Raw genomic sequence first — 23,855 nt, 5'->3', positions numbered from 1 at the left:
TTTTCATTATAGCCTGTGACCTAAAGTAAGGTCATGCGTGTTTTTTATATATGCCATTGAATAAACGATCCAGCTTCAGGCATAAGCGCATGCTTGCCGGATTCCGAAGGTTTCGGAGGAGACCCTCCATTGAAAATGACAGCTAAAACGATCAAATAAAGGTTGTAATCGGATAATAAATCAGTTATGATCCAATTATTGAGTTTGATAATCATTATCATTATATGCATCGCGGGGGTCGAATGTTCGTGTTTCGTCAGCTGAAGAATGCGCATACCGTACTTATTCTCGTACTCGTTCTATCCTTCGTTCTGGCCGGTTGCCAAACGAATCAGAAGCCGAATGCCGGCTCGTCCGGACCATCGGGAACTTCGTCTGCGGGTGACGCTACGCAAGCGGCTCAGGGTGCAGAGAAGGTGCTCACGATCTCTTGGCCCAAGGATATCGGTCCGTTGAATCCGCATCAATACGCGCCGAACGAATTTTTTGCCCAAGGCATGTATTATGAGCCCTTGATCGATTATGGCGATGGGGGCCAGCTGGTACCGAAGCTCGCCGAATCTTGGGACATCTCGGAGGACGGCAAGACGTACACCTTCCATCTCCGGCAGAACGTGAAGTTCTCGGACGGCTCGGCATTCGACGCGAACGTCGTTCAGAAAAATTTCGATACGATTCTTGCCAACCGTGATATGCATTCTTGGCTGGGGGTTATCGGCCAGATCGACAAGACGGAGGTCGTCGACGCGCATACGTTCAGCATAACGCTCAAGAATCAATATTACCCGACCCTGCAGGAGTTCGCGGTCGTTCGTCCGCTTCGCTTCCTCGGCGCTGCAGGCTTCCCGGACGACGGAAATACGGCGAACGCCATCAAGAATCCGATCTCGACGGGACCTTGGGTGCTGTCCGAATACAAGAAAGACGAGCTCGCGGTCTTCACCCGCAACGACAACTATTGGGGGGCGAAGCCGAAGATTGACAAGCTTGTCGTCAAGGTCATCCCGGACCCGGAGGCGAGAGTGCTGGCGCTGGAGAAAGGCGACATCGATCTGATCTATGGCGAAGGCGTGATCAGCTTGGATTCGTTCGTCAATCTGCGCGACTCGGGCAAGTTCGAGACTTCTATCTCCGACGCCCTCGCAAGCCGCGCGCTGATCGTCAACACGGCCAAGGGGCCGTTCGCGGATCTCGACGTCCGATTGGCGCTGCAACATGCGGTTAACAAGCAGGCGCTTGTCGACGGCGTCACGAACGGCGTGGAGAAGAAGGCCGATTCGATCATCGCCAGCAACTTCCCCTACGCGAACGTCGGATTGAAGCCGTACGACTACGACATGGAGGCGGCAAAGACGCTGCTGGACCAAGCGGGCTGGAAGCTGCCGGCCGGCAAGACGATCCGCGAGAAAGACGGCAAGCCGCTCGAGATCGAATTGGTCTACATGGGAGACGACGAAGTCGAGAAGCCGATGTCGACCGCCATTCAGTCCGATCTGAAGCAGATCGGCGTTCAGGTCAAGCTAACGGGCTTAGAGAGGCAGCTACGGAACAAACGCATGGAGGCGGCGGACTTCGACCTTCTGTTCTGGGGCACGTACGGCGCCCCTTACGACCCGCATAGCTTCGTATCGACCAACTATGAGCCGGGCTACGGCATCTATGAGTCTCAGCAAGGCTTGCCGATGGCCAAGGAGCTGCATCAACAGATGAAGGACGTCCTGCTCACGACCGACGAGACGGAACGCCAGAAGCTGTATACCTCCATCCTCACGACGCTTCATGACCAAGCGGTATACTTGCCGATTTCGTACTTGACGAGCATCGCGGTCTATCCGAAGTACGTAACCGGCTTGAAGTTCCCGGCACACCGCGACGAGACGCCGTTCGACACGCTGGACATCCAAAAATAACTAAGGTGTTGCGCCAATGAAGCTATCGGTTTATGTGTGGAAGAGAATACTGATGATGGTCCCCGTCTTATTGGGGGCCTCATTCGTATCTTTTCTGCTCTTGCGCTTGACCCCAATCGATCCCGCCAAGGCTTACTTGTCCGTCTCGAACATCGTGCCGAATGAGGAGACGCTGAGGGCAGTCCGAACCCAATTAGGGTTGGACGTGCCTTTTTGGCATCAATATGGCGTATGGCTCGGCCAGCTTATCAGGCTTGATCTGGGAACGTCTTTCTACAGCAAGCTTCCGGTGACGAGCGAGCTTGCGGCCAGGCTCCCCGTGACGGCGACTTTAGCGGGAGCCAGTCTGATGCTTGCTCTTTTGGTCAGCATTCCGATCGGCATCGCGTCCGCGCTCCGCAAGAACAAGCTAACCGACCATATTTGCAGGCTGCTTGCCTTCCTTGGCGCTTCCATGCCGCAGTTCTGGCTGGCGTATCTCCTGATTTACTTCCTGTCCGTCAAGCTGGATTGGTTCCCTTTGCAGGGAGCGGATGCTTGGTTTCATTATATTCTGCCTTCCGTGACGCTCGCCTTTGCGCTTATCGCCACATACTCTCGGCTGCTCAGGGCCGGGCTGCTGGAGAGTCTGGAAGAGCCGTTTGTCCTGTACGCGAGAGCAAGAGGATTAGGGACGTTCGCCATCGTGACTCGGCACGTTCTGCGCCATGCCATTCGTCCCGTCGTTACCGCGGCGGGGATGAATCTGGGGAAGCTGTTCGCAGGCACGGTGATCGTAGAGCAGATCTTTGGAATGCCGGGGATGGGCGGCTTCTTCCTGGAAGCGGTGTTTCATCGGGACTATCCGGTCATCCAAGGTTACCTGTTCATCATGGCGTTCGTGTTCGTCATGGGGAATTTGGCCGCCGACCTGATTCAAGCGTCTTTGGATCCGAGATTGACGCAAGCGATCGGGAAGGGGGACGGACGATGAACGTTCTCCTTCGCGTTCTCTCGCCGGCGCGTCGGCGATGGGCCTTGATTCTCGCGTTGGCGCTTCTCCTCGCGATTGTGGTCTGCGGACTTCTTGCCCCTTATCTGGCCCCGCACGATCCGAATTTGGTCGACTTCGCCCACAAACTCGAAGGTCCCTCCTCGGATTATCCGCTAGGGACGGATCAGTTGGGGCGCTGCCTGCTCTCCCGCCTCCTCTATGGAACGCAGGTCTCGCTGGGCTTGGCGCTGCTGATCGTGTCCTCCTGTCTGGTGTTGGGACTCGCCATCGGCTTTCTGGCGGGCTATGCAGGCGGAATCGTAGACAGCCTCGTCATGCGCGCGTGCGATGCGATCTTGGCGTTCCCGTCCCTTATTCTGGCCATCAGCCTCATTGCCGTCTGGGGAGCGGGGTGGAAGCAGATGGCGGTCGCCCTCATCATCGTGCAGACCGTCTACTACGCGCGATTCGTTCGCGGACTCGTCAACCAATTGAAGCAGCAAACGTATATCGTCGCGGCTCGGGTGAGCGGAACTTCGCCGTTCCGGATGATGAGCCGGCATATCGTTCCGAATCTGCTGCCGCCCTTGCTGGTCGTCGTATCCTTGGAGATCGGATGGGTGATTATGGATATCTCCGCATTGTCGTTTGTCGGACTCGGCGTTCAAGCGCCTATGGCGGAATGGGGGGCCATGATCAACGAAGGCAAATCGTTCATTCGCAGCCATCCCAGGCTGATGATCGCGCCCGGAGCGATGATCTTCATCCTGGTGGCGCTGCTCAATGTCGTTGGCGATGCGGTCGGAGAGAGAAAGGGCGCGGGCAGTCCCTTGCGAAAAAAAGCCAAGACTTCAGGCTTGCTTGAAACCGCCAATAAGGAGGTAAGCCATGAGCGATAGACAGACGGTACTCGACGTTCGCCATTTAAGCATCGAGGTGCAATCGGACCGAGGACAAACGAAGGCGGTCCAAGACGTGACATTCCGGATCCGGGCAGGCGAAGTGCTGGGAATCGTCGGCGAGAGCGGCTGCGGCAAGTCGATGACCTGTCTGTCCATTCTCGGACTCCTGCCGCCATCGGCCAGCCTGACGTACGGAAGCATCCGTCTTGGCGGCAGGGAACTGACGGGACTCGCGCCTAGAGAAATGATTCGGATTCGCGGCTCCGAGGTATCCTTGGTGGTTCAGAATCCCATGACCGCCTTCAACCCGCTCCTCACGATCGGCAGCCAGTTCATCGAGACCTTGCGCTTGCATGGATTCCGCTCCCGCAAAGAAGCGACCGAGCAAGCGATACGTTGTCTTGCCCGGATGAATCTGAAAGACCCCGGCCGGATTCTAAGCCAATATCCGTTCGAGCTCAGCGGCGGCATGCTGCAGCGGGTCATGATCGGGCTGTCCATCTCGACGAATCCGGCGCTTCTCGTGGCCGACGAGCCGACCACGGCACTGGATAGTATGAACCGCGGGGGCGTCATCGACGCGTTCCACGCGATCAAGGCAAATCGGGAGACGGCGATTCTGCTCGTATCCCACGACCTAAACGTCATTGAGGCGCTAGCCGATGCGGTTGTGGTGATGAAAAAAGGAAGGATCATCGAGAGCGGAACCGTCGAGAAACTTCGGGATAATCCCGAGCAAGAATATACGAAGCTGCTGTGGGAAGCCCGATTAACGAGGAGCAGCCGGTACCAGAACGGGAGTCGAGTCTAATTTGAAATCGATCAACCTCGAGAATCCTTTCAACCCAAGAGCCGTTTGGCTGTACGTGGTCGCATTGCTCTTCTACGCGACCAATCATATGCTCATCATTGCGCTGCCTTTCTTCTCGCAGTCGTTAGGGGCCGGGCAGTCCCAGATCGGCGTCATCATGGGCGCTTATATGTTCGTTTCGATGTTTCTGAGGCCCGTGGCAGGCGCCATCGTTGATAAGTTTGGCTCTCGCAATATCTTCATGATCGCGCTTATTCTGAATGCGATCGTACTTTTCACCTATACCCTCGAGAACCTATGGGCATTTGCGATCATGCGGGCGCTCCAAGGCGCTATTCTGGCCTTCTTCTCCATGACCGTGCATCTGTTGATCATCGACCTGATCTCCGACAAAGCGAGGGGGCAAGGTCTGTCGCTCCTCTCGCTGGCATCGATGGTGCCGTATACGTTCGTGCCGGTGCTCGTGCTCAATATGAAGGATCAAGTGACGATGACGCAGCTGCTGCTGTTGTTCGCTGGCATCGGCTGCTGCAATATTGTGTTCGGTACGGGATTGTTTAGGAATCTGGAGGCGCGGGCCGGACAGCCGAAAAGCAGGGAAGGAAGCGAGAACAGGGGGGTGGGCGGCAGTCTCGCGAGAAAGACGAACTCGGCTCTCTTATTCCCGTCGCTCGTCATGCTGCTGGCTTCGATCGTATTCAGCGTCTCGCCTACGTTTTTACCTTTGTACCTGGAGAGCAAGGGGTTGCACTCGGCGCCGCTCTATTTTTTGACGGAGACGGCGGTTCTCATATTCATTCGTTTCTTTGGACGGAAGCATATTCCTTCGTCGGCCCGTTATCCCAAATGGCTGCTGGTCATTCTGATCGCCTGCTTCATGATCTCTCCGGCACTGCTCATGCTGTCGTTGTCTACGCCTGTCCTGCTTGCCGCAGCGGTGTTCAACGGCCTGGCCCTGTCCTTGCTGTATCCTACGCTGATGACTTATATCACCTTCATCGTCCCTGCGCAATCTCGCGGATATTCGATCGGCTGGTTTATCGCCGCGGCGGACTTCGGCACCTCATCCGGCGCTTTTGTCATGGGATGGATCGCAGGCGCGTTCTCCTATCAGACGATGTTGGGAACGGCCGCATGCATCGGAGCGGGCACCTTGCTGCTGTCCATCGCTTATCGCGGAAAGAAGAAGGTGATTCTATGAGTCTGTTAGTCGCGGAGAGATTATCCAAAACCTACCACGCCTCCGGGTGGTTCCGCAGGCAAACGGCCGAAGGCAGCGCCATAAGCAATCTCTCGTTCACGTTGGAGGAGGGAACCTGCCTTGGGATTCTAGGGGAGAGCGGGGCGGGGAAGAGTACGCTCGGGCGGATGGTTCTCGGCTTGCTGCCACCGGACGAAGGCAGGCTGACGTTCAGAGGCGAAGACCTTTATCCGAAGGGACGGAGAACGCGTCGTTCCTGGCGGCGCGACATTCAGGTCGTCTTTCAAGACAGCTATTCCGCCGTGAACCCCCGAATGACCATCCGGCAGATCATCTCCGAGCCTTTGCGCAACTATGAGCGACAGTCCGCTCAAGAAGAAAGGCGTACGGTCGCGGAATTGCTGGAATTGGTCGGTCTCGCTGCGGATGATATGCTGAAGCGGCCCTCCCAGATGAGCGGAGGCCAGCTTCAGCGGGTGAACATCGCCCGCGCGATCGCGCTCAAGCCGAAGCTGATCGTGCTCGATGAACCGGTGAGCAGCTTGGATATGATCGTTCAAAAGCAAATCTTGCATCATCTACGAGCGTTGAAGGAGAAGTACGGACTCTCGTATCTGCTGATCTCGCACGACGTGATGGCCGTCCACTATTTGGCGGACCGGGTCGCCTTGCTGGAGAAGGGTACCCTGGTCGACACGGTGGACGCTTCGGAGATGTTCGAGAGCGGCCACCCGACCTTTCGAGCGATGATGCAGGCTGCGGGAGTGGAGTAACGATCTTTGAAGACGCTGACCCGGCATACCTGTCCACCGGTCGTATTGTGGAACAGCACTTTGTTCGGCGCCAGATCGCGGATCCCGCCTCTAGCGACGAAGTTCGGATCTCCCCCCATTCGGTCTGGTACCTCATCCTATTCGGGGTACCGTCCATCCGACTGGGGGGGGGTCCGCGTATGTCGCTTAATCCGCGAGCGCGCGGAGGATGTTCGATCGTGCTTCTTCGGCTATCGCGTCCGCCCGGTCTTCGATCGCTTGCATCCAGATGAGCATCGGGATGTAGACGGCGATCAATCGCGCGAGCCGGCGCGTCTCCTCATCCGCCGGTCCGTAAGTTTGGAAGAACGCCGGGCGCGCATGCGGAGGCAAATAGCTGTAGGCGATGCTCAAATCGCAAGCCGGATGACCGATATTGATATCTCCCCAATCGATGACGCCCGCAACAAGACCCGTCTCGTCGACTACGATATTCTTAAAATGAAGATCGCCATGCAGGAAGACGTCGCATGGCCGGACGCGGCCGGTTGGCAGCCGATCCAGATAGCCGGCAATGGCAAGCCGATCTTGCGCCTCGATATGAGGGGTGAGCTTGGAGAGGAAACCTTGCATCCGCTCGATCCGGGCCGCGATATCCGCGAGATTCCGGTGGTCGGCCTGCACGCCGTTCTCCCGCGCGATCTCCACGGGAAAGGCATGCAACCCCTTCAGGAATTGCGCGAGAATTCCAGCCGACAGCGCCCGTTGTTCATCCGTTAATCCGATGGGGTAAGCGCCTGGCAGATACGGATAACCCAGAAAAGGCAGCGGGTAGTCGCGATCTCCTTCGCCGTGGAAGAGCGGCTTCGAATAAGGGATCTGAATGTACGCTTCGAGCTGGGGCAAGATCTGGCCTTCCATCCTTAACGACGCTACGGCGACTTCCCGCCTGGGGAAGCGGAAGACGTATTCGTCTCCGACCCGGTACACCGTATTGTCCCAACCGTGGTCCAATCGCTGAACGGGCCGGGAAGCCAACGCGGGAAATTGACTGCCAATCAATCTTGCGGCCGCTTCAACGGAAACCTCCCATTCCGCGTCCCATAGATTCGAATTCGAATGACTCATCCGACGATCTCCTCCTCATTCGTTTCTTTGCAATCATTCCAGGATTTATTAGTCTAACAGATTTAGGTCATTTTAGGAGCAACTCGTTCGCGGAAGGTTCGCCGCGCGTCCGATTGGCGCGCGAGGAAGAACTTGCGATTTGTCTTCCCATTCGGCATCATGGTAGAGAGACGGACGTATAAACCGGTTGCGACGCGGCAGCTGGACCATGGGGAGACGACATCGGTGGAACACAATCACGAGCGATTGATGCTGGAAGATCAGGAGCAATACCGGAATTCGATGTTTGGCGCCCTGGGCATGCAAATTACCGAACTTACGGCGGATCGTGTGGTCGCCACGATGCCGGTGAGCGCCGCGACCCGGCAGTACTTTGGCGTGCTGCACGGCGGCGCCTCGGTCGCGCTGGCCGAGACGGTCGCAAGCGTGGGCACGTATCACCAGATCGACAAGGAAACGAAGGTGGCCGTGGGTCTGGAGATCAATGCCAATCATATTCGCGGCAAGCGGGACGGGATCGTCACCGCCACGGCCACTCCATTGCACAAAGGACGGACGACGATGGTATGGGATATTAAGATTACGGACGAAGACGAGCGGCTGATCTGTATATCGCGATGCACCGTGGCCATCGTCCCGAAGGACAAGCTGCGCGGCTAGCCCCGCTTTGGAATTCGCTAGAATCGTTGCGGCATCGGACGGATGTATTTATAATGGTCCATATAAGGGGGTTGGTAGGGATGGCAAATCACTTTGCCAGAATGAGCAACGACTCATGCAAAGCCTAAACTTAGGGGCGATACTTTGCATGGGGCGGACACGATTAGCTTCCGATTCGCCCGAGAGAGCCGATATCGTTTCTAAGAATGGGCTTTGCACCTTTTGGATTCGTCATTCCAAATAAGGGGCTGAAAAGCATGAATGCGCCATTCATTAGAAACCATCAATATAACCTGATCAAGAAGCAGGCTGCCATGGTGCAGCGTGCATGCAATACCGTGGCCGATCCGAAGGTCGTCGAGTCGGTCCGATACAGCGCGCAGAGCAAGATCGTCGAGGCGCTGCCGGAGGCTTCGGAGGATCAACGCCTAGCGCTCGAGAAGATCGTCGCCTTGCAAACGCTGGGCGACTTCGGGCAATATCTGCGTGAACTGGAATCGGATCTGATCGGATTCCAGCCCGTGACGGACAAACAGATCAAGAAGCTGTTCCCCAAGATCAAGAAGCTGAAGGTTCCCGACCTGGCCGCAATCGATCTACGCTTTGTGACCTATCTCGGTTGGACCGACATCGCGACGAGCAAGTTGTTCCTCGTGTATGCGCGGAGCGGGCAGCTCTTCGGCATCGAAGGCAGATTTACGCCTACGAACAAGAAGGGGACCTGCTTCCTGTGCAATCGGCAGGAGGAGGTGGCGCTGTTCTCGGCGATCACCAAATCCAAACCGGCGAACGCTTCGTCGGATTATTACAAAGCGATCGGCAACTACGTGTGCGTCGATAGCGGCGTTTGCAACCGGAACATCACGGATGTCGCCGCATTGGAGAGATTCATTCAAGATATCGGGGGATCCTCCCGATAAGTCGAGGATTCAGAGGGACTGTCTCAGAAGGCCGATTGGGCCCGAGGGACAGTCCCTTGGTGCGTTTTCGCCAGAGTCAAGTCCAAATAAGGATCATCGCCGCTCCAGACCGCCGCAGCAGGGCGTGATCGTCCCGGGCAGCGCTATGCGCTATCCCCCAGGGGGATCTTCTCTGCCGTCCCTCTTCGTATTTTTCCATTCGCGAGGCGTCGAACCCATGATTCGTTTGAAGACGGTGGCGAAGTGCTGGCTGGAGGGGTAGCCGAGAAGGTGCGCGATCTGGGTCACCGGCAGCCGGTCCGCCTCGAGGAGCCGGCAAGCCTCCTCGACCCGCTCCCGCTCCAGGAAATTCATCGGAGAGAATCCCGTATGCGCCTGGAACGTCCGATAGAAATGCGAGGCGCTAATCCCGGCTTCGTCGGCCAAGTCCTGCACCGAAGGACGCCATTCGGGCTCCCGCCGGATCCGACCTGCGATCCGGTCGAACTGGCGCAGCAGGTCGTCTGCGATGGCCGCGCGTTCCGAATCCGGCCGGAGGAACGAGAGCAGCAGGTCGAGAAGGGCTTGGCGCACGAAGAGGCTGCGGAAGGGGTGGCTGCCCGCCAGCTCGCGGCGCAGGCGCCGGAACGTGCCGGTCGGAAGCAATCCGACGTTGGCGACGCGTGGCTGGATCGCGAGCGCCCTGTCGATCAGGTCTCGTTCGCCGGGCGCCAGCCTCAGCCAATCCGCGCCCTCCGGCGCGCGGAAGATGAGCCACCAGAACTTGCTGGGCTCGATGACGTTGAAGCCGCCGCGATGCATCTCGCCCGGCCGCGTATGGAAGAGTTCTCCGGCTTGGGTCTCGTACAGCCGTCCGTCAAGCTCCCAGCTCGCTTTGCCTTTCTCCATCAACACGAACTCATAACAGCCGGGGTGGGCATGGAGGGAGAGCGGCGCCGCCCGGCGCGGCTCGTCGCCGCCGAGCATGACGAGTTCCGGCACGCCGGGAACGGGCCCGTCCTGCTCGCGTTCATAGGTCCATCTGGCGGCAATCGGGATGGAACGGACCACGGCTCAGACTCCTCTCCGCATGTTCGCGATCGTACTGAATGTGTCTAATACTACTGCGCACGGGCGCGAACGTCAACAGTCGCCTCTTATCGTACGATGGAGGCATCCCAGACATGAAGGAGAAGATACGATGAGCAGCAGCGAAGCTAGACAAGGCTATCGGATTACGAACGAGGACAAAGCGACGTTCGAACGCGACGGATACTGGATCAGTCCCAAGCTGTTCGACGACGCCCGGATCGAGCGGCTGCGCCGGGCGCACGAGCGCATCTGGTCCGGCGACTATGACGGCGACGGCGTGACGATGAATCCCTTCCGACTGGCATCCGATCCAGATGCGCTGCGCAAGCTGGACAACGGCTGGTGGGTGAACGACGAGATCCGGGCGGCCGTGACCGATCCGTTCATCGGCGAGCTGTCGGCCGACTTGCTCGGGGTGGACGAGATACGGCTGTGGCACGATCAGGTGATCTACAAGCCGGGCGTCAGCGACAAGCCGACCGGCGCAGGCAACGTGGGCTGGCACCAGGACTACGGTTACTGGCAATGTTCGGACCAGCCCGACATGGTGACCGTCTGGATCGCCTTGCAGGATACGGACCTGGCGAACGGCGGCATGATGACGATCCTCGGCTCTCACCGGTGGGGATTGGTGCCGGACAGCGACGCGTTCTTCGATCCGAATATGGAAGCGTTGAAGGACCGGTTCGCCGACGGACGCGAATGGACGGAGGAGCCTTGCATCCTCAAGGCCGGGCAGGCCAGCTTCCACCACGGCCTGACGTTCCACGGCTCCGGTCCGAACCGCACCGCCGAACCGCGGCTGTCGGTCGTCGCCCATCTCATGCCGGGCGGCACCGCCTATCGCGCGGGCGTACAGCGGCATGACAATATCCGCCTGCTCGGTCCTCGCCCGAGGGCGGGACAGCTGTTCGAGAACGACTACTTTCCGACGTTGTTCAAACGTTAAATCGGATGGGTCTTCGTGCGGTCGCGTAACCGGGGCCGGCAGTCTCTGATCGCCGTCCGGGCGGGGGATCGCGCCTATCCGCAAACTCCGGAAGCATACGCCGCTTAAGCGTCTGCCGTATAAACCGCCCTGACTTCGGCGAAGATGTGGACATTCAGTCTCGACAGAAAGAGTGACGCATCATGGCCGGACCGAATCCCTCTTCGCCGAATGAAGAGATCTTGGAAGCTTCCCTGGAAGCGAACGCGAACCGCATCATGACTGCCTTGGGCAAGAGTTCGGACGTCAAGCAACGCGCGTTCAAGATTCGTCTCGCCGACGGAAGCGCGCGCAGCGGATCCGTCCTCTATACCGAAGGCATGTCCGATATCCAAACGACGATGGGCAAGCTTCTCGCCGATCCGCAGTTGCCACTCGCCCAACTGACGGACCCGCACGCGTACCTGGCGGCGCTGAAGGAGAGCATCCTTACGGATGCGAACGTCGTCGAGGTCAACCGCCTAGCGCAAATTTACAGCTACTTGCTGACCGGACACGGCATCGTTCTGCTGGACGGGGCGAATGCGGCGCTCGCAGTCGACTCCGTCAAGCTTCAAGCGCGTCAAGTCGAGGAGCCGAACGTCCAATCCGTCGTGCGCGGTCCGCGCGAAGGCTTCACTGAGGTACTGGATTGGAATACCGCGATGATCCGCCGCCGGCTGAAGAGCCCCAACCTGTGGATGGAGACGCGCATCATCGGCAAGGAGAGCCAGACCCGCGTCGTGATCGCGTATATGAACGGCATCGTGACGTCCAGCGTGCTCGACGAAGTGCGCCGGCGGATGGATCGGATCGAGATCGACGCCATCCTCGAGAGTAACTATATCGAGCAGTTCATTCAGGACAAGCAGCTCACAACTTTCCCGACCGTATTCAACACGGAGCGGCCCGACGTCGTGTCGGCGCACTTGCTGGAAGGCAAAGTCGCCATCCTGGTCGACGGCACGCCGTTCGCCCTCGTCGTTCCGGCGCTGTTCATTCAATTCTTCCAATCTAGCGAGGACTATTACCAACGGACGGACTTCGCCTCCCTGATCCGCATCCTTCGGGTCATCGCGTTTGTGCTCGCCACGCTGACGCCTTCGCTCTATATTGCCGTCACGACCTTTCATCAGGAGCTTATCCCGACGACGCTGCTCTATAATCTCGCCAGCCAGCGGGAGGGCGTGCCGTTTCCCGCCTTCATGGAAGGGCTGTTGATGGAAGTCACCTTCGAGATCTTGCGCGAAGCGAGCGTGCGCATGCCGAAGACGATCGGCCAGTCGATCTCGGTCGTCGGGACGCTCGTCATCGGCCAAGCCGCCGTCGAGGCCGGCCTCGTCACGGCGGGAATGGTGATCGTGGTCTCGATCACGGCCATCTCCAACTTCGTGATGCCGGCCTTCAACATGGGCATCTCCGCCCGTATCCTGCGCTTTATGCTGATGGGGCTGGGCGCGTCGTTCGGCTTGTTCGGCGTGTTCCTCGGCATCATTCTGCTCGTCGTCCATCTGTGCAATCTTCAATCGTTCGGCGTGCCCTACATGGCGCCGTTCGCGCCGCTGCGCTTGAACGACCAGAAGGACGCGCTGTTCCGGATGCCGATCCCCTGGATGAGACTGAGGCCCTCGACGACCAAAGGAGGAAACCGGGTGCGCCTGCGGCAGCGTAGCGGCAGCCGGCAGCAGCGCCGATGAGAACGCTCAGCCTATGTCGAGCGGGCGCTGCGGTCTGCGCCTTCGCGCTCGTCCTGCTCCTGTCGGGGTGCTGGAGCCGTCACGAGCTGAACGAGCTCGCGATCGTGGTCGGTCTCGGCATCGACAAGACGGACGAAGGCTACAAAGTGACCGCGCAGATCGTCAATCCGAGCCAAGTGTCCACGCGCAACGGGATCAATGCGACTTTGGCGCCCGTCGTGACCTTCACGGAGGACGGCAGAACCGTGCCCGAAGCGCTGCGCAGGATGACCAACCAATCGTCGAAGCGGCTGTATTTTGCCCATCTGCGCATCGTCGTGTTCGGGGAGCGCCTCGCCCGGGACGGCATCGCCAAGCCGTTGGACTATCTCTCGCGCGATGCGGAGATGCGCAACGACTTCTACCTGGTCGTCGCCCGGGAGTCGACGCCCGCCGAAGTGCTCGGGATCTACAGCGCGATGGATCCGATCCCGGCGAATAACCTGTACACGAAGCTATACAATTCGGACACCCTCTGGGCGGCGACGGGACAGATTACGCTTGATCGGCTCACGATCGATCTCTCCGCGTCGGGCAAAAGTCCGGCCTTGACCGGCATTGAGATCGCAGGGAACAAAGTCAGGGGAAGGACGCGCTTCAATAACCAAGGGATCGCACCCTCGGCCGTCATGGAATATCGCGGCATGGCCGTATTCGTCGGAGACAAGATGGTCGGCTGGCTCGATGCGGACGGCACGAAGGCGCTGAACTATCTGCAGAATTCCATCCATCAGACGCTTGGCGTTCAGAAGTGCGGGGAGAACGGCAAGCTCTCGCTTGCCGTCATGCATTCGGAGACGCGTGTTCGGGTCGCAAGAGCGGGCGATATGCCCGTCATCCATGTCCATGTCCGGGTAGAGTCGGATTTGTCGGATCTTGAATGCGGTATGGATTTCGGCAAGGCGGAGGCGCTGGAATCGCTGCGCAAAGAAGCCCGCAAAACGCTAACTCAGTTATTTGAACACGGGATCGAGGAAGCGCAGGGGATGGGTGCGGACATCTTCGGCTTCGGGCTGGAGGTGCACCGCCAGCAGCCGGCGCTCTGGCATCGGATTCGGGATTGGAACGAGGTCTTCCGACATGTCCGCGTGCAGGTCTACCCGGATCTCTACGTCCGCAAGATCGGCACCATCGACAAATCCGTAGAACGGATGGTGAAGGAGTGAGCCTGCCGCCATGTGGGGGGTCATCGGGGTAACGGCGAGCGCCGTCGCAATCGCTTGGTTCGAGATTCGCAAACTATCGTACGGGAGCAGAGGAGAGCGCTGGAAGAACATTGGCTGTTTGATGGCGATGCTCGTTTTCTGGTCGGGTCTGTACATCGCGCATAGGCTTCATGCGCCGCTGCCCAATCCGGTCGACTGGATCGCAGCGGCGTGTCACGCGCTTGGACTGCCCTGAGCGCGTCAGGCGGAAGGGGGAACGATATGGAGAGCTCCAAGGACATCACGCATCGCGCTTTCACCATCCTCGCGTTTTTCTTCATGGTCGGGACTTCCGTCTTGATCGTGCCGGCCGGGCTCGCCGAGGCGGCCAAGCAGGATTCCTGGCTTGCCGCGATCGTCGGCATCGGGCTCAATGTCGGATTCGCCGCCTTGTACGTGCTGCTGGCCGAGCGGCATGCCGGACGCACGCTGGTTCAGATCGGAGAGCTGCTGCTGGGCCGCTGGATCGGCAAGCTGTTGGGCGCGTTTTTCGCGTCGTTCTGCTTTGTGCTGGCTTCGCTGATGGTGGGCGACATGGGGTACTTCCTCACGTCGCAGATTCTGGTCGATACCCCGATGGAGCCGCTCCTGATCATGTTCGTCTGCGCGATCGCCCTAACCGTGAGGAAAGGCATGAAAGGGTTCTCGTATGCCGCGGAGATATTCTTCCCGTGGATCGTGCTGCTGCTCGTCCTGTTCATCATCCCGATGATGCCGGACTTCGACGGCCGCCGCATGATGCCGTTCATGGAATACGGACCGGTCCCGATTCTGAAGGGCGGCGTATCGTTCTTTGCGTTCCAGGAGCTTGTCGTGTTGCTGATGATCTATCCGAGCGTCAAAGCGGGCAAAGGCAAAGGAAAGGGCTTCCTGATCGGCACCGCGCTCGGCGGCCTCGTACTGATCCTGACGACGTTGGGGAGCATCGGCGTACTCGGCAGCGACCTGACGGCGAATCACCTCTATCCGGCTTATACGATGGCCAAGAACATCAAGATCGGCCGCTTCCTCGAGCGGATCGAAGGCATCATGATCTTCATCTGGATTTGTTCGATCTTCGTGAAGATCACGCTGACGTTCCACGCTTCGCTGCTCGCGTTCTCCGAGGCGCTGGGCGTCAAAGATCTTCGCGCGCTCCTGTGGCCATGCGCCATCGGGCTGGTCGTGATGGCGCTTCTCTGTTACCCGAACGTGTTCTTCATCCGTAAGTTTTTGTCGACCTCGTGGCTGCCTTACGCCTCGATTTTTCTCGTCATCATGCCGCTCTTGTACCTGATGGTCTCTTTCTTCCGAGGGAAGACGGCTTAACGGGCGAGAGTCTGAGAACGCGGCGTTGGCAGAGGAAAATCTCGACCCGGACTCGCTCGCGCATGAATTGGCGCCCTATTCGTGTGCGGCCGTGGCCGTGACCCCGGGTTGGATGCGGTCCGAGATCATGCTGAACCACATGGGCGTGCGGGAGGAGAATTGGCGCGACGCCCTGGCGAAGGAGCCTCACTTCGCGATCTCGGAGACGCCGCGTTATGTCGGGCGAGCGATCGCGGCGCTCGCTGCGGATCCGGACGTCGCCCGTTGGAGCGGTCAGTCCGTCTCCAGCGGGCAGCTCGCCCGGGCGTACGGATTCCGCGATCTCGACGGATCGCAGCCGGACTGCTGGCGGTATATGGTCGAAGTGCAGGACGCGGGCAAACCCGCGAACGCGGCCGGATACCGCTGAGCGTCCTTTGGCGGAAGTAACAGACGCGGCTTCAGGTCGTCGCGCGGAACGTCCGGCCGAGCTCTGGACCCAGTCCGTAGTAATGGCGGAAATTGTAGATCAGCGGGTTCCACTTGACGGGATCGATGTGGCGCTCGTCCCGCACGATGTCCGCATGCGCATGGACCCGCAGCGCCTCCGTCTCGACGATCGCGAAATGCGGGGCTTCGTCCGGTATCCGGATATGCCGGACGGCGGCTTCGATCTGCAGGGGACAGTCCGCGATCCGGGCCGGCTTCACGCGTTCGGATGCCGCGGCGGATAGACCGGCCCTGCCGAACTTGTCCGGCTCGTAGGCGAATCCAAGCTTGCGCTTCGCTTCGGGCACCGGTTGCTTGCCCGTGAAGGGCGCGAGCAGCTCGACTTGCCGCCAGAGGGAGGCGTCGGGCACGTTCAACACGCATTCTCGCTCCCGCATCAGATTGCCGTATCCCTGGCCGGCGCATCCGACACCGAGGACGATGCGGTCTCCTAACGCCCAGGAGGAGGACAAGGGGCTGATGTTGTCGCTGCCGTCTTCGTTGCGGGTCGTCAAGAGAATGACGGGCGTCCCGTAATAAAGGATGCTGGGCGCGATGGCCATCGACGCCGGCGGGCGTTTCGTATCGTTCATGGGGAAATCTCCTTTCTTGGTTTGAATGTCATTGTACCAAGCGCACATTTCAAGTATCATCGAAATGTGGAATGCAAATGAGGAGAGGGTGAACGAGATGAGCGTCAATCCGCATGTGGCCGCGGTGGCGGGCATGGCGACGGAACCCTCCCGCGCGGCGATGCTGACGATTCTGTTGGACGGGCGCAGGCATACGGCGGGAGAGCTGGCTTCCATGGCGGGGATCAAGCCGCAGACTGCCAGCTTTCATCTGGCGAAGATGGTCGCAGCCGATGTCGTCGCGGTCAGCAGTCAAGGGAGACACCGGTATTACGGCATCCGGAGCGCGGAGGTCGCCGGCGTGATGGAGTCGCTGCTCTCGATCGCGCGGCCGGTACAGATCCGCTCCCTGCGCCAATCGACCGAGGATCGGGCGATCCGGCATGCCCGCACCTGCTACGATCATCTAGCGGGGAGCGTCGGCGTTCAAGTGACGGACGCGCTGCTGCGCATGGGGGCGCTCGCGGACGAGCAGGACCGGTTCGTGCTCACCGAGGACGGGGAGCGGTTCCTCGCCCGGTTCGGCATCGACATGCCGGCCGTCCGCAGGCAGCGCCGTTCGTTCCTGCACAAATGCCTGGACTGGAGCGAACGATATCCCCATCTCGGCGGCGCGCTCGGGCACGCGTTGCTGGAACGTCTACTGTTCTTGCAATGGATCGAGCGGCAGCCGGACACGCGCGCGGTTCGGGTCACGCCCGCCGGTATTCAGGGCCTTCGGGAGACATTCGGGGTGGCGCTGGAGCAAGCCGCGGCGCCGCGATGATCGGACAGCTCGCTCGCGCATCGGAAGCCATAGCCTAGGGAGAACCAACTCGATCGACGAGATCGACCGGATCGTTCAGCCGACTTCTATGAAGTCGGCTCTTCGCCGTTTCCGGCCGCGCATGAATAACGGACAATTCGCCGCTCATATCCATGGAAAGAAGAACTTTAGACTTGACGCAGCAAGGGGCGCGCGAGCGAGCGGCGCGCTCCGGCGAAGGAGAATGGTCCGTGAATCCGATGAAGCTTCGAAGACGAGCGGCTGCGGAGGCGCGTCCGCTCTCGCAGCCGAACGACGCCGAGCCGCTGCGCTTCAAGGACGTATTGGCCGTCGGGTCCGGTCCTTTGTTGCTCTCGCTTGCGGCGGCGATGCTGGCATCCGGCTTGTCCCGACTACGCATCCTGGTGACCGGCGCGGCTCCGACGGATCTCGAGCGGCTCGAAGCGCTGCTAGCAGATGCACGCCGGGCAACACTTAATGCGGAGATCGTGGAACTGACGCTGCCGGAGGCGGGAGGTTCGACTTGGCGCGAAGCGATACGCCCGTTCGAGGTGATCCTCTATGTCACCCAAGCCGATACGCCCGACGAGCTGCGCGCGCTGCATGCCGCCTGCCGGGCCGAAGGGAAGACGCTGCTGCCGGCCTGGTGCCGTCGCGCGGTCTGGATGGTCGGCCCGCTCGTCACGCCGGCGTCTGCCGGGGATTGGGAGTCGGCATGGCGCCGGATCCGACGGTCGGCGTTCGAATCGCGTCCGCAGGGCTCGGCGCCGAACGCCGTGCCGGGCACGCCCGCGGCAGCGGCAGCGGCAGCGCCCGAAGCCGGGGACATCCTCGCCCAAGTGATGCTGCATACGCTGTATGCCACGGCCCCCGGCGGCGAGGGAGCGGCGAGCGGAGGCTCGCTCTATTTGTTCCATACGGCGCGTCTGGAAGGAAGCTGGCATCCCTTTCTTCCGCATCCGTTGGCTTCCGGAAGCGCGCAGGGCGACCGGCCGCGGCGCTATCCTTTGCCGTCGGCCTTTCGGCGACCGGCGCGGAGGGGCGCCCCGGATCTGCTCGCTGCCTTCGAGCGGTTGACGTCGCCGTCGACAGGCGTGTTCCACCTGTGGGACGAGGGGGCGCTGAGGCAGCTGCCGCTGGCGCAATGCCGCGTGCAAGCGGCCGATCCGCGGACCGACGGCCCGTCCGGCTTGCTGCCGGTCATCCGGCGCGCCGGGCTGACGCACGAGGAAGCGAGAAGGGAAGCTGGGCTGGCCGGGATCGAAGCATACGCGGCGCGGCTCTTGGAGGGGCGCGGGATCGGCCTGCGCGGCTTGGGCGCCGGCGCGACCGCGGTGGAAGGCATATGCCGCGCCTTGCAGCACGGCCTGGAGGCAGAGTGGCTCGCGCGCGATACCGATCGCGCGCCTGCCGTGATCGGGGCGCGGCTCGGCGAGGTGGCGGATGCGCGCTGCCGGTACTATTGGCGGGCGCTGAACGTCTTTAGCGGCGAGCCGCTCGTCGGTCTAGGCGAGGAGGTGTTCGGCTTCCCGGTCGTCTGGATCGGTACGAACGGCCGCTGGTACGGCAGCGTGGGACTGAATGCTACGCTGGCCCTGCGCCGCGCGCTGCTGCGCGCGCTGCTGGACGTCCAGAACGGCGGCTTGAACGAACGGGACGCGGGATTGACGGTTCCGAGCGTCGCGGAGTCGGCCGGGCCGTCTCCCTTGCTGCCGTGCGCGTCTCTGCCCGCGGACGCACAAGAGGCCGAGCGCGAAGTCTACCGATCGGCGCTGGAAAGGCTGGAGCGCGCGGAACTCGCATTGCTCGTCTATAAAATCGCGCCGGATCCGAGCATCCCGAAGTCCATCGCCGGTCTGTTCGGCATCCTTCTACGCTCGGCGTCCGACCCGGTCCGCCCGGCCCGGCGGAAGAAAGGAGGGATCGATCATGCATAACCGTTCGGCGCGTCCGGCCGGAGACGATCCGGTGACGGCGGGATGAACGCCTCGATCGTGATCGTCGGGGAAGGACGGTTGGCGTCGCTTGTCCATCAGGCCGTGTCCGGATCCTATCGGGTCATTCGCCGCAAGACCGTGCCCGATCGCTTTCCCCGAACCGCGAAGCTGTGCGTGGTCTTGAATGAGGACTATCGGCCGGCCGTACAGTCGGCCGTCGAGGAGGCGCTGCACAGCGCGGGCATCCCTTGGCTGGGCGCGACGGTCGTCCGGGAAGAGGGCATCGTCGGGCCGCTGGTCCGGTCCGATAAGCCGGGCTGCGCCCGCTGTGCGTTCGCGAGGCTGGAGACCGCCGGAAGGGACCGGGACGTGAGCGCCGAGCTGCAGATGGAGCTGTTCCTGCACGATGTCGTCTTGCCGGGCCCTTCCGTATCGCGGTGGAGTCTTGGCTACATGAGCGGCTTGATCGCGGCGGAGGCGAAGAGAGCGATGCGCGGCGATCCCTGTCTGACCGAAGGATGCGTCTACCTCGCAGATCTCAAGACGCTGTCCAATTCGCTTCATGCCTATCTGCCGGATCCGCAATGCCCGCTCTGCGGAGAGATGCCGGACGACCGGGAAGAGGATGCCCGCATCGCGCTGCAGCCGAGCCCGAAGGCGAACGCGGCCTCGTATCGTACGCGGGCGGTCGCGGAGATGGCGGAAGCGATCCATCGCGACTACCGCGACGAACGGACCGGCTTGATGAATGCCATGAGCCTTCAGCCCGGTACGCCGTTCTGCGACGCGCTCGCGAGGCTGCCGACCTCGTACGGCAACGAGATCACGGCCGGCCGCGCTCACGCCTACCCCGACAGCGCGCTTACCGCCCTGTTCGAAGGGCTGGAGCGGTACTGCGGCGCCATCCCCCGCCGAAGGAAGACCCGCGTGCGCGACGCCTACCGCAATCTCGCGGACCGGGCGCTAGATCCCCGCGCGGTCGGCCTCTATTCGCCGGAACAGTACGCGTCCCCCGACTTTCCCTACGAGCCGTTCGATCCGGATGCCCCGATCCCTTGGGTATGGGGCTATTCGCTCATCCAAGAGCGGCCGCTGCTGATCCCGGAGCAGTTGGTCTACTACAGCTCCGGCTTCGGCGGCGGCTTCGTCGCGGAAGGCTCGAACGGCAGCGCGATCGGAGGGAGCTTGGCGGAGGCGATTCTGTACGGCTTGTTCGAAGCGGTGGAGCGGGACGCGTTCCTGCTCGCGTGGTATGCACGGCTGTCCGTCCCCCGGCTCGACCCTTATGCATCGGGCGACGACGAATTGACCTTGATGCTGCATCGTCTGGAGGCGGTAGCCGGCTACGAGGTGCAGCTATTCAATACGACGCTCGATACCGGCATCCCGAGCATCTGGGCGCTGGGCAAAAATCGCAAGCCGGGCGGCGCGAATCTAATCTGCGCCGCCGGCGCGCACCTGGATCCCGTCCGGGCGGCCAAGAGCGCGATCATGGAGCTCGCGGGCCATGCGGGCTATCTGGACGGCATGTCGGAGGACAACCGCCGGGAATATGTAGAGATGCTGCGCGACCCCGATCGGGTCAGCGAGATGCCGGATCATGCGCTGCTGTATACCGTTCCCGAAGCCGAATCGCGCCTGGACTTTCTACTGCGTCCGAATCGACCCGCGATTCCCTTCTGGGAAGCGTTCGAGCCGCCGGCCCGGCGCTCGGACCTGACCGAGGAGCTGAAGGCGCTCCTGCGCCGATTCCGGGACCTGCGGCTGGACGTGATCGTGGTGAATCAGACCGCGGACGAGATCCGGCGCAACGGACTTCATTGCGTGAAAGTGATCGTGCCGGGCTTGCTGCCGATGACGTTCGGGCATCATCTGAGACGGTTGACGGGCCTCGAGCGCCTGTTTGCCGTTCCGGCCGCGCTCGGGTATGCGGAATCGAGATTGACCCCGACGGATTTGAATCCGCATCCGCATCCGTTCCTCTAGCCCGGGCTTCGCCGAAGACTTGTCCGGACTGGAGAGAGATCCTCCATGAAGCCGCGAACGGCTTCATGGAGGACCGCGAGATCAGATCAATACCAAACAGAACGCAGGATGATGACCAGGAGAATGAAGAGTACCAGGGCGAATGCAGCGCCGCTACCGCCACCGTAGCCAGCACAGCTAGCACCTACTCCACCAACACCGTAGCCCATTGTCTCACCGCCTTTCATAAGTCGATCTATTCAAGCGAACCGCACCTCGAGAGAATTAGTACCCTGCTCGCAGAATAATGACCAGCAAGATGAAGAGCACCAGTACAAACGCAGCTGCGCCCATTCCGCCGTAACCGGCACAGGAGCCTCCTACAACACCCATTTTTATCACCACCGTCTAATGGATTGTGAGGGAAGGTCACCTTGCCAATGTATGTAAAAACGTCTATACGGTCAGTACGTTCGCACATTTTCCGCAGAATCCGCTAGCGTCTAAGCAAAGCGGGACCGACCGACATAGCGACCCGGATGCGCGGACCGGCTTGCTAAAAAAAGCCGAAGCCCATCACGTCGGCTATCGTGATGGGCCGAAGAAGAAGCACCCAGGCGGAGTCGTGACGGATGTCGCGTCACCTTGACAATATATGAGCGATGAGGGAAGGGGTCTGTACCTCTACCTATGGACGCGATTTATCCGCAAACGCTTAGGGAGGAGGGAGAGGCATCGGCTTTCCGCCGCGCGTACGTCCTGCCTGTGTCCTCTCAGTGAACGGCTTGCCCGTTCGAACGTGCCAACAGGACGCCTAAGGACTGAGATGGCGATTCGGCCCCTATTAGATTAAGAGGGAAGACTAGCGAAACGAGAATAAATCTATGCGTCGGTTGGAACGATAGGCGCGGTGCATTGGCCTTTGTCATTTCCTGAATCGGCATGATAAGCTATGTTTGTAACCTTCGAAAACCATTATGTCGGTTACAACTAATCATTCGATTCCAGGAGGTGAACGCTCTTGATCTTATTGCATTCGCAAGCCGAATTCCAAATCATGAGAAAGCTGGCGAAAAGTATTGACCTTGACCGTTCAACCGGTATGGCCCGGGGAGCTCGATCGGTTCCTCGATTTAAGGGAGCCCGCAATTCACAGAGATGACGTTAAAAGCTATGTGGAACAGATGATCGCCAAAGGCTCCATGCGCGAGGAATGGTGCTATGTGGCCAGCGAGGGCGGACGAGCCTTAGGCCGTCTGGCTTACTGGACGATGCCGGGCGAGGCTCACCCCCTATCGCTGGTGCTGCTGGACTTGCCGTGGGTCGAAGACGGCTGCGCGGAGATCGGCCGTCGATTGCTGCAAGAGTCTTTGCCTGCCATGCGGGCGTTAGGCGCTAGAGAGATCGAACATGTACTGGACGTCCCGGTCATGGCGCCGCAGTGGCAGACGCATCCGGAAGCGCGCATGCGCTTTCTGGAGGAAGCGGGCTTTGCGCAGATTCGGCAGACTTGTCGATTCGAGCGCATTCCCGGTAAGTCCGCGACGGTCGATAAGGGGGATGCGGGACTATCGTTCAGATCGTTAGCCGAGGTGGGCGAGACCGCCTTCATCGCGGCGATCGAACAAGCGAACAGGGGGACGCTGGACCTTCGCGAGCAAGGCGATCGCGATCGGCTCGGGCCCGTTGAACACGCCAGACGCGCCTTCGAGGATTTGCGCCGGATGGCATACGAGCCCGACTGGTGGCAGTTGGCTTATACGCCTAGCGGCGAGCTCGTGGGATTGATCATGCCGGCGAAGAGCCCAACCTTCGCCACCATCGGATTCATCGGCGTCGTGCCGGAGCACAGAGGGCGCGGTTATATCCATGCGCTCCTGCGCAGAGGAACGGCCATCCTGGAGGCGGCCGGCGTCGCGCCGATTCGCGCGGACACGGATGTGAACAATCACCCCATGGCGAACGCCTTCGCGCAAGCGGGATACGCCGCCTTTGCGAATCGGCGGGAATACCGCATCGAACTCGATTCGCGGACGGAATCAAGCGCTGCCGCAATCGGCGTTTAACCAGCTCGACCGCTTCTATCGAAGAAGGCCGTGCCCGATGGGGCGCGGCCTTCTTTATGAAAATGGGTCATTGGCATTATCGTCGCTTTCAGGGCTTACACACCTAATAATCGTACGGAGTATTCGTATTCGATTGGGCATTGGTCGCCCGGACTTCATCGGCTGAACATGTCCGGTGGTGTTCGCTGGTTGTGCTCGCTGGTGGTGCTCGCTGTTGGTACCTTGATCGTGGTGATTGATGGTGGTGCTTGCCGGGGATGCTCGCCGAGGTGCTCGCTGTTGGTGCCTTGATCGTGGTGATTGATGTTGGTGCTTGCCGGGGATGCTCGCCGAGGTGCTCGCTGTTGGTGCCTTGATCGTGGTGCTTGCTTCCCAATAAATTGTATTCATACAACTTAATTGGCTCCCATTGGCGGAGAAGAGGCATTTACTTGCAAACGTATAACTTATTCAGCGGAAAATCGATAAATATTCAAA

The 23,855-nt window shown here is 60.3% G+C and carries 21 protein-coding genes and 1 pseudogene; 18 read left to right on the top strand and 4 right to left on the bottom strand.

Translation table 11 applies throughout. The features are described from left to right. Positions 1-242: 242 nt before the first annotated feature. The 6 genes from nikA to H7C19_RS28725 are packed head-to-tail and all read left to right on the top strand — an operon-like array spanning position 243 to position 6,570. On the top strand, positions 243-1,910 hold the full coding sequence (gene nikA, locus H7C19_RS28750; protein ID WP_185672539.1) for a nickel ABC transporter substrate-binding protein: 1,668 nt from the start codon (positions 243-245) through the stop codon (positions 1,908-1,910). A 16-nt stretch (positions 1,911-1,926) separates the two neighbouring features. Continuing rightward, positions 1,927-2,883, top strand: a complete 957-nt coding sequence (gene nikB, locus H7C19_RS28745) for a nickel ABC transporter permease (RefSeq protein ID WP_221469537.1) — start codon at positions 1,927-1,929, stop codon at positions 2,881-2,883. Further along, entirely contained in the window at positions 2,880-3,782 is a 903-nt protein-coding gene (locus H7C19_RS28740) for an ABC transporter permease (protein WP_185672538.1), read from the top strand. The genes nikB and H7C19_RS28740 overlap by 4 nt, the downstream gene beginning before the upstream one ends. Continuing rightward, positions 3,772-4,596 (top strand): ABC transporter ATP-binding protein, encoded by an 825-nt coding sequence (locus H7C19_RS28735; RefSeq protein WP_185672537.1) that lies wholly within the window; start codon positions 3,772-3,774, stop codon positions 4,594-4,596. The genes H7C19_RS28740 and H7C19_RS28735 overlap by 11 nt, the downstream gene beginning before the upstream one ends. 1 nt (position 4,597) lies before the next feature. After that, positions 4,598-5,797, top strand: coding sequence for a staphylopine family metallophore export MFS transporter CntE (gene cntE / locus H7C19_RS28730; RefSeq protein WP_185672536.1), 1,200 nt, complete (start codon positions 4,598-4,600; stop codon positions 5,795-5,797). Beyond that, positions 5,794-6,570 carry an ABC transporter ATP-binding protein gene (locus H7C19_RS28725; protein ID WP_185672535.1) on the top strand — a complete coding sequence of 259 codons (777 nt, stop codon included), beginning with the start codon at positions 5,794-5,796 and terminating at the stop codon, positions 6,568-6,570. The genes cntE and H7C19_RS28725 overlap by 4 nt, the downstream gene beginning before the upstream one ends. Positions 6,571-6,756: 186 nt before the next feature. Here the strand turns inward: H7C19_RS28725 and H7C19_RS28720 are convergent, their stop codons facing one another. Further along, entirely contained in the window at positions 6,757-7,677 is a 921-nt protein-coding gene (locus H7C19_RS28720; RefSeq protein ID WP_185672534.1) for a phosphotransferase, read from the bottom strand. A 282-nt stretch (positions 7,678-7,959) separates the two neighbouring features. On the opposite strand from H7C19_RS28720, the gene H7C19_RS28715 reads away from it, so the two are divergent. Both H7C19_RS28715 and H7C19_RS28710 read left to right on the top strand, forming a co-directional pair. After that, the gene (locus tag H7C19_RS28715) at positions 7,960-8,337 is read left to right on the top strand and encodes a hotdog fold thioesterase (RefSeq protein ID WP_376775459.1); all 378 of its coding nucleotides are present in this window, start codon (positions 7,960-7,962) and stop codon (positions 8,335-8,337) included. A gap of 257 nt (positions 8,338-8,594) precedes the next feature. Further along, complete coding sequence (locus H7C19_RS28710; RefSeq protein ID WP_185672533.1) at positions 8,595-9,257, top strand: FusB/FusC family EF-G-binding protein; 663 nt, start codon at positions 8,595-8,597, stop codon at positions 9,255-9,257. Positions 9,258-9,407: 150 nt separating this feature from the next. Here H7C19_RS28710 and H7C19_RS28705 read toward each other — a convergent pair whose 3' ends face one another. Then, a complete protein-coding gene (locus H7C19_RS28705; RefSeq protein WP_185672532.1) occupies positions 9,408-10,307 on the bottom strand; it encodes an AraC family transcriptional regulator in 900 nt (299 codons plus the stop codon). A gap of 130 nt (positions 10,308-10,437) precedes the next feature. On the opposite strand from H7C19_RS28705, the gene H7C19_RS28700 reads away from it, so the two are divergent. The 6 genes and pseudogenes from H7C19_RS28700 to H7C19_RS28675 all read left to right on the top strand — a co-directional run. Continuing rightward, positions 10,438-11,277: a phytanoyl-CoA dioxygenase family protein gene (locus tag H7C19_RS28700; protein ID WP_185672531.1), complete on the top strand. Its 840-nt coding sequence runs from the start codon at positions 10,438-10,440 to the stop codon at positions 11,275-11,277. Between the two features lie 182 nt (positions 11,278-11,459). Beyond that, on the top strand, positions 11,460-12,992 hold the full coding sequence (locus tag H7C19_RS28695) for a spore germination protein (protein WP_246469882.1): 1,533 nt from the start codon (positions 11,460-11,462) through the stop codon (positions 12,990-12,992). Next, a complete protein-coding gene (locus H7C19_RS28690; RefSeq protein WP_185672530.1) occupies positions 12,989-14,197 on the top strand; it encodes a Ger(x)C family spore germination protein in 1,209 nt (402 codons plus the stop codon). The genes H7C19_RS28695 and H7C19_RS28690 overlap by 4 nt, the downstream gene beginning before the upstream one ends. Before the next feature lie 10 nt (positions 14,198-14,207). Next, positions 14,208-14,432, top strand: coding sequence for a hypothetical protein (locus H7C19_RS28685; RefSeq protein ID WP_185672529.1), 225 nt, complete (start codon positions 14,208-14,210; stop codon positions 14,430-14,432). A 26-nt stretch (positions 14,433-14,458) separates the two neighbouring features. Continuing rightward, complete coding sequence (locus H7C19_RS28680; RefSeq protein ID WP_185672528.1) at positions 14,459-15,544, top strand: GerAB/ArcD/ProY family transporter; 1,086 nt, start codon at positions 14,459-14,461, stop codon at positions 15,542-15,544. A 52-nt stretch (positions 15,545-15,596) separates the two neighbouring features. Then, a pseudogene (locus H7C19_RS28675) lies at positions 15,597-15,953 on the top strand (SDR family oxidoreductase); the annotation flags it as partial. A 31-nt stretch (positions 15,954-15,984) separates the two neighbouring features. Here H7C19_RS28675 and H7C19_RS28670 read toward each other — a convergent pair. Further along, a complete protein-coding gene (locus H7C19_RS28670) occupies positions 15,985-16,605 on the bottom strand; it encodes a flavin reductase family protein (RefSeq protein WP_185672527.1) in 621 nt (206 codons plus the stop codon). A 97-nt stretch (positions 16,606-16,702) separates the two neighbouring features. Between H7C19_RS28670 and H7C19_RS28665 the strand changes: the two genes are divergently transcribed. The 3 genes from H7C19_RS28665 (at position 16,703) to H7C19_RS28655 (ending at position 21,333) form a co-directional block, all read left to right on the top strand. Beyond that, the gene (locus tag H7C19_RS28665) at positions 16,703-17,410 is read left to right on the top strand and encodes an ArsR/SmtB family transcription factor (RefSeq protein ID WP_185672526.1); all 708 of its coding nucleotides are present in this window, start codon (positions 16,703-16,705) and stop codon (positions 17,408-17,410) included. Positions 17,411-17,562: 152 nt separating this feature from the next. Further along, positions 17,563-19,347, top strand: a complete 1,785-nt coding sequence (locus tag H7C19_RS28660; protein ID WP_221469536.1) for a bacteriocin maturation protein — start codon at positions 17,563-17,565, stop codon at positions 19,345-19,347. Between the two features lie 42 nt (positions 19,348-19,389). Continuing rightward, a complete protein-coding gene (locus tag H7C19_RS28655) occupies positions 19,390-21,333 on the top strand; it encodes a TOMM precursor leader peptide-binding protein (RefSeq protein ID WP_185672524.1) in 1,944 nt (647 codons plus the stop codon). Positions 21,334-21,597: 264 nt separating this feature from the next. Here H7C19_RS28655 and H7C19_RS35045 read toward each other — a convergent pair whose 3' ends face one another. Further along, positions 21,598-21,705 (bottom strand): sporulation protein YjcZ, encoded by a 108-nt coding sequence (locus H7C19_RS35045; protein WP_246469881.1) that lies wholly within the window; start codon positions 21,703-21,705, stop codon positions 21,598-21,600. 791 nt (positions 21,706-22,496) lie between these two features. Between H7C19_RS35045 and H7C19_RS28650 the strand changes: the two genes are divergently transcribed. Next, positions 22,497-23,378 carry a GNAT family N-acetyltransferase gene (locus tag H7C19_RS28650; RefSeq protein ID WP_246469890.1) on the top strand — a complete coding sequence of 294 codons (882 nt, stop codon included), beginning with the start codon at positions 22,497-22,499 and terminating at the stop codon, positions 23,376-23,378. The last annotated feature ends 477 nt before the right edge of the window (positions 23,379-23,855 follow it).

Source organism: Cohnella nanjingensis (genome assembly GCF_014212125.1).
Taxonomy (GTDB): Bacteria; Bacillota; Bacilli; order Paenibacillales; family Paenibacillaceae; genus Cohnella; species Cohnella nanjingensis.
This window is presented reverse-complemented; position numbering and strand designations above follow the sequence as displayed.

What these genes read in the sequence shown, in the direction of transcription:
- H7C19_RS28685 (WP_185672529.1), top strand. Translation starts at nt 14,208, where the DNA reads ATGTGGGGGGTCATCGGGGTAACGGCGAGCGCCGTCGCAATCGCTTGG.
- H7C19_RS28700 (WP_185672531.1), top strand. Translation starts at nt 10,438, where the DNA reads ATGAGCAGCAGCGAAGCTAGACAAGGCTATCGGATTACGAACGAGGAC.
- H7C19_RS28665 (WP_185672526.1), top strand. Translation starts at nt 16,703, where the DNA reads ATGAGCGTCAATCCGCATGTGGCCGCGGTGGCGGGCATGGCGACGGAA.
- H7C19_RS28655 (WP_185672524.1), top strand. Translation starts at nt 19,390, where the DNA reads ATGAACGCCTCGATCGTGATCGTCGGGGAAGGACGGTTGGCGTCGCTT.
- H7C19_RS28695 (WP_246469882.1), top strand. Translation starts at nt 11,460, where the DNA reads ATGGCCGGACCGAATCCCTCTTCGCCGAATGAAGAGATCTTGGAAGCT.
- H7C19_RS28735 (WP_185672537.1), top strand. Translation starts at nt 3,772, where the DNA reads ATGAGCGATAGACAGACGGTACTCGACGTTCGCCATTTAAGCATCGAG.
- H7C19_RS28670 (WP_185672527.1), bottom strand. Translation starts at nt 16,605, where the DNA reads ATGAACGATACGAAACGCCCGCCGGCGTCGATGGCCATCGCGCCCAGC.
- nikB (WP_221469537.1), top strand. Translation starts at nt 1,927, where the DNA reads ATGAAGCTATCGGTTTATGTGTGGAAGAGAATACTGATGATGGTCCCC.
- H7C19_RS28715 (WP_376775459.1), top strand. Translation starts at nt 7,960, where the DNA reads ATGTTTGGCGCCCTGGGCATGCAAATTACCGAACTTACGGCGGATCGT.
- H7C19_RS28725 (WP_185672535.1), top strand. Translation starts at nt 5,794, where the DNA reads ATGAGTCTGTTAGTCGCGGAGAGATTATCCAAAACCTACCACGCCTCC.
- H7C19_RS28710 (WP_185672533.1), top strand. Translation starts at nt 8,595, where the DNA reads ATGAATGCGCCATTCATTAGAAACCATCAATATAACCTGATCAAGAAG.
- H7C19_RS28720 (WP_185672534.1), bottom strand. Translation starts at nt 7,677, where the DNA reads ATGAGTCATTCGAATTCGAATCTATGGGACGCGGAATGGGAGGTTTCC.
- H7C19_RS28660 (WP_221469536.1), top strand. Translation starts at nt 17,563, where the DNA reads ATGGAAAGAAGAACTTTAGACTTGACGCAGCAAGGGGCGCGCGAGCGA.
- H7C19_RS35045 (WP_246469881.1), bottom strand. Translation starts at nt 21,705, where the DNA reads ATGGGTGTTGTAGGAGGCTCCTGTGCCGGTTACGGCGGAATGGGCGCA.
- H7C19_RS28680 (WP_185672528.1), top strand. Translation starts at nt 14,459, where the DNA reads ATGGAGAGCTCCAAGGACATCACGCATCGCGCTTTCACCATCCTCGCG.
- nikA (WP_185672539.1), top strand. Translation starts at nt 243, where the DNA reads ATGTTCGTGTTTCGTCAGCTGAAGAATGCGCATACCGTACTTATTCTC.
- H7C19_RS28690 (WP_185672530.1), top strand. Translation starts at nt 12,989, where the DNA reads ATGAGAACGCTCAGCCTATGTCGAGCGGGCGCTGCGGTCTGCGCCTTC.
- H7C19_RS28650 (WP_246469890.1), top strand. Translation starts at nt 22,497, where the DNA reads ATGATCGCCAAAGGCTCCATGCGCGAGGAATGGTGCTATGTGGCCAGC.
- H7C19_RS28740 (WP_185672538.1), top strand. Translation starts at nt 2,880, where the DNA reads ATGAACGTTCTCCTTCGCGTTCTCTCGCCGGCGCGTCGGCGATGGGCC.